This window comes from Limimaricola variabilis (assembly GCF_014195545.1).
GTDB lineage: Bacteria > Pseudomonadota > Alphaproteobacteria > Rhodobacterales > Rhodobacteraceae > Limimaricola > Limimaricola variabilis.
Genome location: NZ_JACIBX010000004.1, coordinates 84,983 through 99,581 on the forward strand (window position 1 = coordinate 84,983; position 14,599 = coordinate 99,581).

16 protein-coding genes are annotated in these 14,599 nt (G+C 71.0%); 7 read left to right on the top strand and 9 right to left on the bottom strand.

The window, feature by feature from the left end; all coding sequences use genetic code 11:
* Nucleotides 1-124 precede the first annotated feature (124 nt).
* The 6 genes from FHS00_RS07280 (at nt 125) to FHS00_RS07305 (ending at nt 6,714) form a co-directional block, all read left to right on the top strand.
* Nucleotides 125-1,072 carry a LysR substrate-binding domain-containing protein gene (locus FHS00_RS07280; RefSeq protein WP_183471351.1) on the top strand — a complete coding sequence of 316 codons (948 nt, stop codon included), beginning with the start codon at nt 125-127 and terminating at the stop codon, nt 1,070-1,072.
* A gap of 206 nt (nt 1,073-1,278) precedes the next feature.
* A complete protein-coding gene (locus FHS00_RS07285) occupies nt 1,279-2,367 on the top strand; it encodes a cache domain-containing protein (protein ID WP_183471353.1) in 1,089 nt (362 codons plus the stop codon).
* Nucleotides 2,368-2,489: 122 nt separating this feature from the next.
* On the top strand, nt 2,490-3,704 hold the full coding sequence (locus FHS00_RS07290; RefSeq protein WP_183471355.1) for an HlyD family secretion protein: 1,215 nt from the start codon (nt 2,490-2,492) through the stop codon (nt 3,702-3,704).
* Nucleotides 3,701-5,689 carry a glycosyltransferase family 2 protein gene (locus FHS00_RS07295; RefSeq protein ID WP_343064590.1) on the top strand — a complete coding sequence of 663 codons (1,989 nt, stop codon included), beginning with the start codon at nt 3,701-3,703 and terminating at the stop codon, nt 5,687-5,689. Before FHS00_RS07290 ends, FHS00_RS07295 begins: the two co-directional genes overlap by 4 nt.
* Before the next feature lie 24 nt (nt 5,690-5,713).
* On the top strand, nt 5,714-6,292 hold the full coding sequence (locus FHS00_RS07300) for a hypothetical protein (protein WP_183471357.1): 579 nt from the start codon (nt 5,714-5,716) through the stop codon (nt 6,290-6,292).
* 134 nt (nt 6,293-6,426) lie between these two features.
* Nucleotides 6,427-6,714, top strand: a complete 288-nt coding sequence (locus tag FHS00_RS07305) for a hypothetical protein (protein WP_183471359.1) — start codon at nt 6,427-6,429, stop codon at nt 6,712-6,714.
* Between the two features lie 51 nt (nt 6,715-6,765).
* Here the strand turns inward: FHS00_RS07305 and FHS00_RS07310 are convergent, their stop codons facing one another.
* On the bottom strand, nt 6,766-7,383 hold the full coding sequence (locus FHS00_RS07310; protein WP_183471361.1) for an autoinducer binding domain-containing protein: 618 nt from the start codon (nt 7,381-7,383) through the stop codon (nt 6,766-6,768).
* 382 nt (nt 7,384-7,765) lie between these two features.
* Between FHS00_RS07310 and FHS00_RS07315 the strand changes: the two genes are divergently transcribed.
* A complete protein-coding gene (locus FHS00_RS07315) occupies nt 7,766-8,440 on the top strand; it encodes an SDR family oxidoreductase (RefSeq protein ID WP_183471363.1) in 675 nt (224 codons plus the stop codon).
* Here FHS00_RS07315 and FHS00_RS07320 read toward each other — a convergent pair.
* The 8 genes from FHS00_RS07320 to FHS00_RS07355 form a co-directional block, all read right to left on the bottom strand.
* Nucleotides 8,437-8,745 carry a hypothetical protein gene (locus tag FHS00_RS07320; RefSeq protein ID WP_183471365.1) on the bottom strand — a complete coding sequence of 103 codons (309 nt, stop codon included), beginning with the start codon at nt 8,743-8,745 and terminating at the stop codon, nt 8,437-8,439. The genes FHS00_RS07315 and FHS00_RS07320 overlap by 4 nt on opposite strands.
* 200 nt (nt 8,746-8,945) lie before the next feature.
* Nucleotides 8,946-9,425, bottom strand: a complete 480-nt coding sequence (locus tag FHS00_RS07325) for a hypothetical protein (protein ID WP_183471367.1) — start codon at nt 9,423-9,425, stop codon at nt 8,946-8,948.
* Between the two features lie 156 nt (nt 9,426-9,581).
* Nucleotides 9,582-9,800 (bottom strand): DUF1127 domain-containing protein, encoded by a 219-nt coding sequence (locus FHS00_RS07330; protein WP_183471369.1) that lies wholly within the window; start codon nt 9,798-9,800, stop codon nt 9,582-9,584.
* A gap of 165 nt (nt 9,801-9,965) precedes the next feature.
* A complete protein-coding gene (tdh, locus tag FHS00_RS07335; protein WP_183471617.1) occupies nt 9,966-10,991 on the bottom strand; it encodes an L-threonine 3-dehydrogenase in 1,026 nt (341 codons plus the stop codon).
* A gap of 14 nt (nt 10,992-11,005) precedes the next feature.
* Complete coding sequence (locus FHS00_RS07340; protein WP_183471371.1) at nt 11,006-12,190, bottom strand: glycine C-acetyltransferase; 1,185 nt, start codon at nt 12,188-12,190, stop codon at nt 11,006-11,008.
* Nucleotides 12,191-12,257: 67 nt separating this feature from the next.
* On the bottom strand, nt 12,258-13,223 hold the full coding sequence (locus tag FHS00_RS07345) for a HesA/MoeB/ThiF family protein (RefSeq protein ID WP_183471373.1): 966 nt from the start codon (nt 13,221-13,223) through the stop codon (nt 12,258-12,260).
* On the bottom strand, nt 13,220-13,834 hold the full coding sequence (locus FHS00_RS07350) for a thiamine phosphate synthase (RefSeq protein WP_183471375.1): 615 nt from the start codon (nt 13,832-13,834) through the stop codon (nt 13,220-13,222). The genes FHS00_RS07345 and FHS00_RS07350 overlap by 4 nt, the downstream gene beginning before the upstream one ends.
* The gene (locus tag FHS00_RS07355) at nt 13,831-14,598 is read right to left on the bottom strand and encodes a thiazole synthase (protein ID WP_183471377.1); all 768 of its coding nucleotides are present in this window, start codon (nt 14,596-14,598) and stop codon (nt 13,831-13,833) included. Before FHS00_RS07355 ends, FHS00_RS07350 begins: the two co-directional genes overlap by 4 nt.
* Nucleotide 14,599 lies beyond the last annotated feature (1 nt).

Consider the following 14,599-nt stretch of genomic DNA (forward strand, 5'->3'; position numbering starts at 1 on the left):
TCTGGTGCGACCGGTCGGAAGGGGCGGAAACCGCCCCGGCGCCGACCATCGCGCGAAGAGATATTGGCGATGTCTGGGATATGGTTCAAATAATGTTTCCGAATGAACCCATGATGGAATCGTCATGAATGACCGGCTGCTGCGACGCGGGCTCAAGCTCGGCCACCTCGAATTGCTGGCGCAGCTCGAGCAGAGCGGCCAGCTCGGCGCGGCGGCAGAGGCGCTCGGCATTGCGCAGCCCGCGGCCTCGCGGCTGCTGTCGGAGGCGGAGCGGATCGCCGGCTGCGCGCTGCGGCGGCGCGACGGGCGCGGCATCCGGCTGACGCCGGAGGGCGCGGCGTTGGCGCGGCGGGCCGGGCGGGTGCTGGGCGAGATCGGCGATGCCGGGCGCGAGCTGGACGAGATCGCCTCGGGCCTGTCTGGCGAGGTGCGGATCGGCGCGGTGACCGGCCCGGCGATGGACCGGGTGCTGCCGGCGCTGCGCCGCGCCCGGACCGAGATGCCGAAGCTGCGCGTGCATGTCGAGAACGGCGACTCGGAGGTTCTGGGCGAGGCGCTGCTCGAGGGGCGCATCGACCTGGCGCTGGCGCGGCTGCCGCATGCCCATCCGGCCGAGCGCTTCGACATCCGCCCGATCGGCCCCGAGCCGGTGGCGCTGGTGGTGCGGCGCGGTCACCCGCTGCTGGCCGATCCCGCGCCCACCCCCGAGGCGATCCTCGCCCATGACTGGGTGCTGCCGGCGCGCGGCACCCTGCTGCACGACGCGGTGCAGCGGCGTCTGGCGCGGCTCGGCCTGCCGCCGCCGCATGTGCCGGTGACGACATCCTCGGTGCTGCTGACGCTGGCGCTGGTGCAGGATGGCGACGCGGTGGCGCCGCTGGCGCGGGCGGTGGCGGCGCATGTCGCGGGTGCTGGCTGCACGGTGGTCCCGGTCGATCTCGGCCTCTCGGTGGCGCCCTACGGGCTGATCACCCGGGCCGGCGCGCTGCTGCCGGTGGCGGCCCGCCGGATGGCCGAATTGCTGCTGCGCGACGCGCCGGACCCCGAACCCGCGGCGCCACCCGAAATGTGACGCTTCCGAGGCGGCGCGCCCGGCCCGGCCGCGGGCCGGGGTGCCGATCCGTCGACAATCCCCCTGTGCCGACAGGACCGGCCCGGCCCGGAGCGGCTTTTTGCCGACACCATGCCGCCCGACACCGCCCCGCCGCGGAAGGGTCCGAACCCCGCCCAGATTCCTCCTTAGGTGTTGATCCAACTTTAAATTTGGAGGGATGCAGAATGCAGACCCGCGCGATCCACCGACTGCCCAGCCTCGCCACGGCCCTGTTCGGCTTCGTCGCCATCTTCGCCTTTCTCGGCCTCGGCGCGCTCGCGCTGCTGGCCGAGCGCCGCCTCGAGGAGGTCGGCAACCGCGTCCAGGCCGAGGCGGTGCAGCTGCGCGGCGAAGCGCTGCGGATGAACTTCGGCAAGGCGCTCGGCCGGGAATGGAACTCGGTCAACGCGGTCGCCGGGACCATCGACATGGGCACGATCGAGGCCACCCGTCCGCGACTGGCCGCGATCTCGCGCATCTCCAACGCGATCGCCTGGACCGGCATCGCCGACAGCTCGGGCCGGCTGCTCGCCTCCTCGCGCCCGCTGCTCGAAGGGCAGGACGTCTCCGGCTCGCTGTGGTTCCGGCGCGGCCTGAACGGCAAGTATATCGGCTCGGCCGAGACCGACGACCGGCTGGCCCGCCTGGTGCCCGGCGCGGGCGACGGCCCGGTGCGCTTCGTCGACATGTCGGTGGCGATCCGCGATCCCGAGGGGCGCGCCGAGGGCGTGCTGCTGTACCGGCTCAACGTCACCTGGATCCAAGAATACCTGATCGAGAGCGCCGGCGTGCTCGAGCTCGACCTGTTCCTCGTCAACGGCCGCGGCGACGTGCTGTTCGAGCATTACGAGCAGATCGGCCAGAGCCTCTCGCCCCGCGCCCGCCAGGTCGTGACCTCGGGCCAGCAGGGCGTCTTCCAGGTCCCGCTGGAACAGAATGGCGAGGCCTTTTTGGCGCTGCTGCCCAAGATCGTCACCGGCGACATGGCCTCGCTCGACTGGCGGCTGGTGGCGCGGGTGCCGGCGCAGGTCGCGGGCTTCGGGCTGGGCCGCGTCGTGTTCTCGCGCGACATCTTCTGGGTGGTGCTCGGCTTCGGCGCGGCGCTGGCACTGGGGACCGCGCTCTTCGCCCGCTACTTCCTGGCGCCGCTGCGGACCCTGTCGCGCGACGCCGAGGCGATCGCCGAGGGCCGCGACACCTACCCGGCCGAACAGCGCAGCAGCCGCGAGGCGCAGACCCTCTCCGCCGCCATCGTCAGGCTGCAGCGCGGCTGAGCGGCGCTACGGCAACAGCCGCGCCTAGCGGCGGGTCGCGACGTACCGTCGTCATTGCCCGCCGCCACCCCACGCGCGACAGCGACCCGACCTGCCGCGTGCCCCCTTGAAGGACATCCCCCATGCGTCTTACCCGCATCCTCATCGGCGGCCTGCTCATCGTGGCGGCGATCTGGGTGATCGTCGGCGAGCGGCTCGGCGGCACCAGCGCCAACGCCATGGTCAACGCCCGGCTGGCGACGCTGCGCAGCCCGATCGCCGGTATCGTCACCATCCCCGACATGGCGCTCGGCGCGACGGTGCGGCGCGGCGACGAGCTGGCCTCCGTCGCCGATCCGCAGGTCGACCGGATCCGGCACAACGACCTCGTGCTGCAATGGCAGAACGTCCAGTCCGAGCGCGACCGGCTGCGCGATCTGATGACCGAGACCAAGCAGGTAATGGAGCGGCTCGCGGTGCGCGCCGCCACCTTCGAGCGGGGCAAGACCCGCGAGGTCGAGATCCGGCTGATCCATGCCCGCAGCCGGCTGGCGCTCTTGCAGCGCGAGGCGCCGGAGCACGCGGCGCAGCTCGCGGCCGTGGTGCCCCAGCTGCCGGCCGATCCGCGCGGCCGCGACGGCGCGACCAGCGATGCCGCCGCCGTTCCCCTCATCCCCGAGGAGATCCCGACCGAGCTGGCGCTGGCGATCGAGCACGCCCGCGAGGAGGTGGGCGTGCTGGAGACCGCACTCGCGGCGGCGCGCGACGGGGTGCATCTGGTCGACGGCTTCAACGACGCGCCCTTTGCCAGCCAGCGGCTGGCCGAGCTGCGCGCCCGCCACGACGCGCTCGAGGCCGATCACGCGTCGCAGGTCCGGCAGGTCCGCGCCCTCGCCGCGCGCATCACCGAGGAGCGGGTCAGCGTCAACCGGCTGGCCGAGGCGCCGCTCGCCACCACCTTCGACGGGCGGATGTGGGAAGCGCTGGCGCATGACGGCGAGAACCTGCAGCGCGGCGACGCGGTGATGCGGCTGCTCGACTGCGAGAGCCTGATCGTCACCGGCTCGGTCAGCGAAGGGGTCTACAACCGGCTGCGCCCCGGCGATGCCGCGCAGTTCCGCCTGACCGGCTCCGGCGAGCTGATCGAGGGCACGGTGGAGCGCCTCGCGGGCAGCGGCGCCGCTTCGCTCTACGACACCCTCGCCATCGCGCCGTCGGGCGAACATCTCGAGCGCTACGACGTCGCGGTCAGCGTGCCCGGCCTCGCCGGCCTGACCGACGACCACTGCCCCGTCGGCCGCACCGGCCGCCTGTTCTTCGAAAGCCGGCCGCTCGACTGGCTGCGCGACCTGCTGTGATCGCGCCGCATGTCTGGCTGAGCGAGGCGCAGTTCAGCCTAGCGCAGATGGCGCTGGCGCTGGGGGTGGTGGTGGTGCTGCCGCTGGTAATCGACACAAGCCGCACGCTGCACCGGTCGCTGATCCTTGGCGCGTCGCTGCTGCTGGCGCTGCGCTACATCTGGTGGCGCGGCACCGAGACGCTGCCACCGCCCGGGCTCGACGCCGACTTCATCGCCAGCCTGACGCTGTTCGTCATGGAAATGGGCGCGATGCTCGGCACGATGAACGCTGCGGTGATGCTGGCGCGGCGCCGCGACCGGCACCGCGAGGCGACGGTCCACGCCAATTGGTGGCTGCCGGGCCGCCCGCCGCGGGTGGCGGTGATGATCGCGACCTACAACGAGGATCGCGAGATCCTCGAGCGCAGCATCGTCGGCGCGGTCTCGGTCGACTGGCCCGAGGCCGAGGTGCTGGTGCTCGATGACGGTCGCCGCGACTGGCTGGCCGAGTTCTGCGCCCTGCATGGCGTGCGCCACGTGATCCGCCCCGACAACGCCCATGCCAAGGCCGGCAACATCAACCATGCGCTCGACATGCTGGCGGCCGAGGGGCGCGCGCCGGACTTCGTGGCCGTGCTCGACGCTGATTTCGTGCCGCATCGCAACTTCCTGCGCCGCGCCGTGGCGCTGTTCCACGACCCCTCGGTGGCGCTCGTCCAGACGCCGCAGCACTTCTTCAACGCCGATCCGATCCAGCACAATCTCGGCCTGTCGCGCTCCTATCCCGACGAGCAACGCTTCTTCTTCGACCACGTGCAATCCTCGCGCGACGCCTGGGGCATCGCGATCTGCTGCGGCACCTCCTCGGTGATGCGCTGGAGCGCGCTGCGCGAGATCGGCGGCTTTCCCACCGACAGCGTCACCGAGGACTTCCTGCTCAGCCTGGCGCTGCAGGAACGCGGGCTGCAGACCGTCTATCTCAACGAGCCGCTGACCGAGGGGCTCGCCCCCGAGGGGATCGGCGAATACATCACCCAGCGCGCGCGCTGGTGCCTCGGGCTGATGCAGATCGCGCGCGGCCGGCTGGGACCGTTCTCGCGCAACGGGCTGCGGCTGCGCGACCGCTGGAGCGTGATCGACACCATGCTCTACTGGCTGGCGAGCTTTCCCTTCCGGCTCGCGGGCCTCAGCTTTCCGCTGCTCTACTGGTATTTCGGGATCATCGTGGTCGAGGCCCATGTCGCCGAGGTGCTGTCCTATTTCGGCGTCTACTTCGTCTGGTCGGTCGGCGTGCTGAACCTGCTGTCGCGCGGCACGGTGGTGCCGATCCTGCACGATGTCAGCCAGATCGTCGGTGCGATCCCGATCAGCCGCGCCGCCTTTTACGGGCTGCTGCGCCCCAAGGGGCACAAGTTCAAGGTCACCGCCAAGGGCGGCGACCGCAGCCGCATCGTCGTGCAGTGGCGGCTGATGATGCCGTTCCTGGTGCTGCTGGTGCTGACGTTGGTGGGGCTGCTGCTGGGCAGCGCGCTGGACGGCTTTGCCCGGGCCGAGGCCGGCGACGGCATGCAGGTGGTGCTGTTCTGGTCGATCTGCAACTGCTTCGTGCTGGCGCTCACCATCCTCGCCTGCATCGAGCTGCCGCGCCATGAACGGCACGTCGCCGACCGGCCCGAACGGGTGATCTTCCTCGCCGATGGCGGCCGGGCGCAGCGGCTGTGGCTCGCCTCGCTGACCCGCGACACCGCGCGGTTGCGGGGCGCGGTCTACAAGCCCGGCACCCGCGGCGTGCTGCGCATCCTCGGCGTCGGCGACATGCGCGCCACGGTGATCGCGATGACGGCGGAGGGCGCGCGGCTGCACCTGTGGCCGGAGGCCGAGACCCACAAGGCGCTGCTGCGCCGCTTCTACACCGAGGGCGCGGCGCCCGGCGTGGTCGACGTCCGGCTGAGCCGGCTGATCGGCGACATGGCCCGCCGGCTGAGCTTCACCGCCCCCGACTGACCCCCTTTCGAAAGGACTGCCCCCATGCGCCCCCTCTTCCGCCCGCTCCGTGCCCTCGCCATCGCGCTCTGCCTCGCCCCGGCCGCCGCCCGCGCCGATGGCGAGTTCGCACAGCTCGATTTCGGCGCGGACGACCTCACCACCGTGGCGAGCTTCACCCGCGGCGCGGTCTCGGCGGGGGCGGTGTTCTCGACCTACGAGGGCGGCGAGGGGATCGGCTTCTCGATCACCGGCGGGCGCGACATCAGCCTCGGCAGCCAGCCAGTGACGCTGCGCTTCGGCCCGACGCTCTCGGCCGGTGACGGGCTGGAGCTGGGCTTCAAGGCGGTGGCCGAAAGCTATGTCGCGACCGATTGGGGCGGAGTGTTCGCGATCGGCGAGATCAACAGCATCGACACCGCCTATTTCGCCATGCTCGAAGCCGGCCACGCCGCCAGCGGCACCGGCCTCGCGCTGGTGCTGACCGGCGACGACACCGGCTACGAGGAACAGAGCCTCGTGCTCAGCCGGTCCATCGGGCTGGACGGCGATCTGCGGCTCCGGATGGGCTACCGGCTGCAGGCGCGCGAGCTGTTCGTCGGGGTCGCGATCAACACCTTCTGAGCGCCGCATGACGCCATGCGCGGCGTGCATGGCGGCCCTTCGGATCCGGCATTGGCGGCACGGGTGACAGCGCGGCTGTGCCGGACTATGTGCGCGTCTCCCGACGCCCACCCGACTCGCAAAGGAACCTGCCCGTGTCCGTCCTCGCCCCCGCCGCCCCCGCCACCGCCTTCCGCCCGCTGTCGCGGCTGCGCGCCGCTCTCGGCCGCCTCGTCGCCGACCGGCAGATGCTGTGCGACCTCGCCCTGCTCGAGGACGCGGATCTGGCGCATCTGGGGATCACCGGCGGCCAGCTGCGCCAGGTGCGGACGATCTGCCGGGTCGCCCGGATCGCCAAGCCGCTGCCCGCGGGCCCGGCGGCCGCGCCGCAGCTGCGCCCGACCCCCTTCGGCCTGCTCGCCTCCGCCGCGCTGCGCCGCTGACACCCCCGCCGCGCGGACCCCGGGGCGCATGTTTCCCCGGAGCCCGGCGGCTCAGATCTCGCCGCGCATCTGGGCGGCGTGCACCGCCTCGACCGTGGTGCGCGCGCCGAGCGCCAGCCGCGCCGATTTCAGCTGCGCCTTGAGCGCGCTCTCCGAGATGCCGATGATCGCGGCGGCGCGCATGTGCCGCTCGCCTTCGGCCATCAGCCGCAGCGCCTCGCGCTGCGCGGCGGTGAGCGCCGGCGCGCCGGGCGGGCCCTTGTGCAGACGCTCGATCACCGCCAGGGCGCGCTGCGCCTCGGTGGCGGTGAAGGGCCGGTCGACCCGCGCCAGCCCGCAGAACGAGCGGATGTCGCCGCTGCCGGTCGCCACGGTGATGCCATGCAGCAGCCCGTGCGCCCGCGCATCGGCCAGCACCCCGGCGGGGTCGTTCGGCTCCAGCGTCGCCCAGTCGATCACGCCGTCATGGCCGAGCGCCCAGCCGACCGTGGGATCGCGCAGGAAATAGGACTGCCGCTCATAGGCGTCGCGCCAAGCGGGCGGAAAGCAATTCTCGACATGGACCGCGCGACCCCGGTTGACCCGCAGCACGGCGATGAAGCCGAGCGGCGAGACCCGGATCAGGTCGTGGAAATCATGGGGGGCATATCCATGCAGATGCAGGGTCATGGGAGAAACATCCTCGAACGGGCAAACAACACACGACACCGGGGCAACACGATCCGGAGTCATCCCGATAGAGAGGGAGTCCGCGCGTCGGATTCAAGATGCCGCGCCCGCTTGACCGGTTTCTTTGGTCAACTCTCTCCATACGTGTGCCTTCGGCTACACCCGCGCGCAATTATCGGGCATTTTAACCAGTTTTGGAGGGATCTCCGGGGTCCAGATCGAATATATACAGCCTAGGGTAGAATCACGGCGCCCGTTCGAGAGCGCCCGAACCGCACGCGCACTCGGCCCCGGCGCCCCCCTTCCCGGGACGGCAACCTTGCCGCCCTCCTGCCGCGCCCCAGCTTGCAGCGCAACGACGCCAACGCATCGGGAGACCGTCATGACGCAACGCACCCTCTTCATCACCGGGGCCTCCTCCGGCATCGGCGCGGCCACCGCCCGCGCCGCGGTCGCGGCGGGCTGGCATGTCGGGCTGATGGCCCGCAGCAAGGAAAAGCTCGACGCGCTGGCCGAGGAGCTGGGCGCGGCGGCGCTGGCGCTGCCCGGCGACGCGACCGATCTCGCCCAGCAGCAGGACGCGGTGGCGCGGCTGGTAGCCGAGAAGGGCGGGCTCGACGCCGCCTTCGCCAATGCCGGGACAGGGCTCGACACGCCGGGCACCGAGGCCGGCGATCCCGAGGAATGGCGGGCGATGATCGATCTCAACATCATGGCGCTGCTCTACACCGCGCGCGTCGCGCTGCCGGAGCTGAAAAAGCGGCGGGGGCATCTGGTGCTGACCGGATCGGCGGCCGGCAAGCGGCACATCGCCGGCTCGATCTACGGCGCGACCAAATGGTTCGTGCACGGCTATGCCGGCAATATGAGCGAGGAGATGCGCGAATGGGGCGGGCGCTGCACGGTGATCGCGCCGGGCATGGTCGACACGCCGTTCTTTTCGGAGCCCAAGCCCGGCAAGATCCGTCCCGAGGATATCGCCCGCGCGGTGGTCTTCGCGCTTGACCAGTCGGAGACCGCCGACCTGCGCGAGATGTTCATCATGCCGACGGGCTAGCCCAGCTCGCCCTCGGCCTCGGCCAGCTGCTCGATGGTGTAGTAATCCGAGCCGTGCGACAGGATGCAGCTCACCCCGTCTGGATTGGTCAACAGCACCGTGAAGCTGCCGCTTTCGGGGTTCGACCAGACCTCGAGCATCGCCATGGCGCTGGCCTGCAGGCCAGCGCCGGCGAGGCTCTCGGCATAGCCTTCTTTCAGCCGCTCGACGATATGGTCGCGGGGCGCGCAGCCCTGCGCCAGCGCCGGCGGCGCGGTCGCCGCCATGCCGAACAGAAGTCCCGTGGTCAGCAGTCTCTTGAACATTTTCATCTCCTCCTCCGCAGGAGGACGGATCGAGGAGGAGATGCTGCGGAGACCATAGCCCCCTCCCCCCATATGTGGGGCCGGGAGCCGTCGCGTCAAAACGCGGGGGCATCAACAGATGCTGATGCCCCCGGCCGAAACCCGATCCCGTCCACGGGGGTTGTCTTGTCCTGCGACGGACGGCTGGACGGCGCGACAGCTCATTGCAGCATGATCTCTCCGGTGAAGTTGTTGGTGTAGTCCGCACCTTCGCCGCCGGCATCGAAACTGCCCGAGCCGGTGGCCTGCTGCCACTTGCCGGTGCCGCCGGCGATCTCCCAATCGCCCATGGTCCGGCCCTCCTCGCTCATGCCGGTGACGGTCCAGCGCATGACGGCCATATCGCCGTCGGCGTCGGTGTAGAGGCAGTTGCCGCTGCCTTCGGCTGCACCGTCGATCATCGACACCGCGCCGAAGCAGGGGCCCGTCAGGCTCGCCATCGGATGCGTCTCGTCGCCCATGTCGAGGCGTTCGTACTGGGTGTTGGCATGGACCACCATCATGCTGTCGCCCGCTTCCATCACCTCGGAGCTGGCGGTGCCGTAGCCGGTCCCGGTGGCGTCGTAGGTCTCGGCCAGGCCCATGCCGGCCGGTAGCGTCATCGCCGCCGCAACGGCCGCGATCGTGTAACGGTTGGACATCTCGTAACCTCCCACTCGGCGGCCCGGATGGCGGGCCGACCCCCCCAATCTATCATGGGCGCCCGAGCTGACGTAGCGGAAACATGAAATGGCGGCGTCCCCGGCCAGGGACGCCGCCATTTTCGGGCCGCCTGCGCGGCCGAGGGAGCGCCGCGCTCAGATGGCGCGGGCAGCCTCGAGCGCGATGCGCTGGATGTCGCCGCGGCCGATGCCGAGATCGGCGAGATCGCGGTCGGTCAGCATGCCGAGTTCGCGCTGGGTCTGGCGGTAGGCGCGGTTGCGCGCGAACGCCGTCTTGATGCGCGCGGTGATCGCGGTGAGGCCCCAGGCTTCGCTGTTGTTGGTGGTGCGCTGGTCGATGGTGGCGTAGCTCATGTCAGTATCCTTGATCGTCGGGTCCGTGCGGCCCTTGTCGCGGGCCTGATCGAGGCGGCGCCCATCGCCGCTCCGTTGCACCCTAATTGGTAGCGTTAACGACCAAAGAAAACCGACAAGGTGACAGCCCCGCCATGCAGTTTCTGCATGGGCCGCGCCGCCCCCTCAGCGCCAGTCCAGCACCACCTTTCCGGAGGCGCCTGAGCGCATCGCGTCGAAGCCCGCGACGTAATCATCGACCTTCATGCGGTGGGTGATGACCCCGCGGATGTCGAGCCCGTTCTCCAGCATCGCGATCATCTTGTACCAGGTCTCGAAGATCTCGCGGCCATAGACGCCCTTGATGGTGATCGCCTTGAACACGATCCGCGACCAGTCGACCGGCGAACGGCCCGGCGGGATGCCCAGCATCGCGATCCGCCCGCCCATCACCAACCGCTCGACCATCTGGTCGAGCGCGCGCTGGTTGCCCGACATCTCCAGCCCGATGTCGAAGCCCTGCTTCATCCCGAGACGCGGCACCACCGAGGCGAGGTCCTCCTCGGCGACATTGACCGGCACCACGTCGGCCACCCGCGCCGCGAGGGCGAGGCGGTCGGGGTTGATGTCGGTGATCACCACATGGCGCGCGCCGACATGGCGGGCGACGGCGGCCGCCATGATGCCGATCGGTCCGGCGCCGGTCACCAGCACGTCCTCGCCCACCAGATCGAAGGAGAGCGCGGTGTGGACCGCGTTGCCCAGCGGATCGAGAATCGCGCCGATCTCGTCGTCGATCGCATCGGGCAGCGGCACCACGTTGAAGGCCGGCAGCCGCAGGTATTCGGCGAAGGCGCCCTGCTCGTTGACGCCGATGCCGCGCGTCTCGGGGTCGAGGTGGAACTTGCCCGATCGGCTCTGGCGCGAATGCTTGCCGATCAAGTGCCCCTCGCCCGAGCAGCGCTGGCCGATCTCGAGATCGGTCACGTTGCGGCCCAGCTCGACGATCTCGCCGGCGAACTCGTGGCCGGTGACGAGCGGCACCGGCACGGTGTGCTGCGCCCACTCGTCCCAGTTCCAGATATGCACGTCGGTGCCGCAGATCCCGGTCTTGTTGACCCGGATCAGCACGTCGTCGGGGCCGATCTCGGGCACCGGCACTGTCTCGCGCCACAGCCCCGGCTCGGGCCGCGCCTTGACGAGGGCGCTCATGCCGTTGGGGCGGCTCACGAGATCACGCCCAGTTCGCGGCCGGCCTGCGCGAAGGCCGCCAGCGCGGCATCGAGATCCGCCCGGGTCAGGGCGGCGTTCATCTGGGTGCGGATCCGCGCCGCGCCCTTGGGCACCACCGGGAAGAAGAAGGCCGAGACATAGACGCCCAGCTCGTCGAGCCTTGCAGCCATCTTCTGCGCCAGCTTGGCGTCGTGCAGCATCACCGGGATGATCGGATGCTCGCCCGGCAGGATCTCGAAGCCCAGATCGGTGAGGCCACGGCGCCAGTATTCGGCGTTCTCGAACAGACGGGCGCGGAGCTCGTCGCCCTCCTCGACGAGGCGGATCGCCTCGATCCCGGCGGCGCAGACCATCGGCGGCAGCGCGTTGGAGAACAGGTAGGGCCGCGCCCGCTGCCGCAGCAGGTCGATCACCGGTTGCGGCCCCGCGATGTAGCCGCCGATCGCGCCACCCAATGCCTTGCCCAGCGTGCCGGTCAGCAGATCCGCCTGCACGCCGAAATGCGCCGGGGTGCCCGCGCCCTTCGGCCCCATGAAGCCGGTGGCATGGCAGTCATCGACCATCAGCAGCGCGTCGTAGCGGTCGGCCAGCGCCCGGATTTCGTCGAGCTTGGCGAGATAGCCATCCATCGAGAACACGCCGTCGGTGGCGATCATCACGTGGCGCGCCCCGGCCTCGCGGGCCTCTTGGAGCTTGGCCTCCAGATCGGCCATGTCGGAATTGGCGAAGCGGTAGCGCTTGGCCTTGCACAGCCGGATGCCGTCGATGATCGAGGCATGGTTGAGCGCGTCCGAAATCACCGCGTCCTCGGGGCCGAGGAGCGGCTCGAACAGCGCACCATTGGCGTCGAAGCAGGCGGCGAAGAGGATCGTGTCGTCATGGCCCAGATAGGCGGCCAGCCGCCGCTCCAGCTGCCGGTGCAGATCCTGCGTGCCGCAGATGAAGCGCACCGAGGCCATGCCGAAGCCGTGGCTGTCGATGCCTGCCTTGGCGGCGCGGGCGAGGGCGGGGTGGTCTGCGAGGCCGAGATAGTTGTTGGCGCAGAGGTTGATCACCTCGCGCCCACCGAGATCGACGCGCCCGCCCTGCGGGGAGGTGATCTCGCGCTCGGTCTTCCACAGCCCCTCCTCGCGGATCTCCGCGAGGCGAGAGTCGATGTCGTCGAGAAAGCGGGTCATTGCGGTTCCTTCCCTTTGGGCCCCGACTCTAGACCCGCCCTGCGCCCGCGCAAGCTCTGCCCGCGCGTCAGGGACCGAGCGCCAGCAGCGCGATCTCGCCCTCCCAGACCGCGCCGAGCCGCGCCGCCGCCCGCCAGGCCCTGAGACCCGAGCGGCAGGCCAGCACGGCGCGCGCGCCGTGCGGCGGCAGCAAGCCACCCGGCCCGAAATCCTCGACCGTCAGCCGCGCCGCCCCCGGCAGGGGCGGGCCGGGCTCGTCACGGGCGCGCAGGTCGACGAGGTGATCCCCGGGGCCGATCTGCGAGGCGGCGACGAAGCCCGGCGCGCGGGCGGGTTCGGGCGCGCCGGCAAAGCCGAAGCCGCCCATCCGCCAGCTCGCGGCGTCGAAGCTCACCAGCCGCCCCAGCGGGGCGGGGTCGAGGCCGGCAGCGATCGCCAGCGCCATCTGCGCCTGCACCCCGCCGATCGTGCCGACCACCGGCCCCAGCACGCCCTCGGAGGCGCAGGAGCCGAGCCGTGCGGGCAGGTCCGGAAACACCGCCCTGAGCGACGGCGCGCCGCCGCAGAAACCGCCCGCATATCCCGCCCGCCCCGTCGCCGAGGCCGAGACCAGCGGCAGCCCCGCCGCCATGCAGTGGTCGGAGGCCACGTAGCTCGCGGCAAAGCTGTCGGCGCAGTCGAGGACGAGATCGACGCCCGCGCAGAGTGCCGCCGCGCTGGCCGGGTCGAAGCGGGCGCAGAGCGGCTCCAACACCGTGTCCGGGTTGAGCGCGCGCAGATGCGCCGCCGCGGCTTCGGCCTTGGGACGGCCGAGATCGGCTGCGCGGAAGATCACCTGCCGATGCAGGTTGCTCTCCTCGACGATGTCGGGATCGACCAGCCGGATCCGCCCGACCCCCGCCCCGGCGAGATAAGGCAGAACCGCCGCGCCGAGCCCGCCCGCGCCGATCACCAGCAGATGGGCGCGCGCCAGCCGCGCCTGCCCGGCGGCCCCCATGCCCGGCACCGCGATCTGCCGGTCATAGCGGCTCATCGCGCCGCCTCGAGCGGGCGGGTGGCCGCCAGCCATTCGCGGGTCCGCGCCTCGGGATCGGCGTTCAGGGTGATGTCGGTCACGACCGAGACGATGTCGGCCCCGGCGGCGAAGGCGGCCGGGGCGCGCGCCACCGACAGGCCGCCAATCGCGACCAGGGGGACGGCGCCGCAGAGCGCCTTCCACTCGGTGAGCTTCTCGACGCCCTGCCGCTCCCATTTCATCTTCTTGAGGATGGTCGGCCAGACCGGCCCCAGCGCGACGTAATCGGGTCCAAGCGACAGCGCCCGGTCGAGCTCCGCCCGGTCATGCGTGCTGACGCCGAGCCGCAGCCCGGCGCGGCGGATCGCGGGCATGTCGGCGGTGTCGAGATCCTCCTGCCCCAGATGCAGCCAATCGCAGCCCGCCTCGATCGCCGCCTGCCAGTGGTCGTTGACCACCAGCACCGCGCCCTGCGCGTCACAGAGCGCGCGGGAGCGGGCGATCTGCGCCGCGACCTCCCGCGGGTCGCGATCCTTGAGCCGGAGCTGCACCAGCCGCAGGCCGAGCGGCAGCATCCGCTCCAGCCAGGAGACGTCGTCGAAGATCGGGTAGAACCGGTCGAGCTTCACAGGAACGCCTTTCCAATCAGCGGGGTGGAGGGCGCGGCCATGTCGCGCGGCTCCATCATCCCGGCCTCGTATCCCAGCCGCCCGGCCTCGATCGCGCGGGCAAAGCCCTCGGCCATCATCGCCGGGTCGCAGGCCTTGGCGACGGCGGTGTTCAGCAGCACCGCGTCGAAGCCCATCTCCATCGCCTCGGCCGCCTGGCTGGGCCGCCCGAGACCGGCATCGACCACCATCGGCACCTCCGGAAACTGCGCCCGCAGGCTGCGCAGCCCGTAGCGATTGGCGAGCCCCAGACCGGTGCCGATCGGCGCGCCCCATGGCATCAGCACCCGGCAACCGGCATCGAGCAGCTTCTCGGCCAGCACCAAGTCCTCGGTCGTGTAGGGAAACACGTCGAAGCCGTCGGCGCAGAGTTCGCGCGCTGCCTCGACGAGACCCCAGGGGTCGGGCTGCAGCGTGTCGGCATGGCCGATCACCTCGAGCTTGATCCAGCTGGTCCCGAACACCTCGCGCGCCATTCGCGCGGTGGTCACCGCCTCGCGCGCGGAGTGGCAGCCGGCGGTGTTGGGCAGGAGCCGGACGCCGAGCCGGCGCACCAGTTCCCAGAAGGCGCCGCCATCGCCGCCCGCCGCCTCGCGGCGCAACGAGACCGTGGCGATGCCCGCGCCCGAGCGGCGGAAGGCCTCGGCGAGGATCGCGGGCGAAGGGTATTGCGCGGTGCCGAGCATCAGCCGCGACGCGACCTCGGTGTCGTAGAACGTGACCATC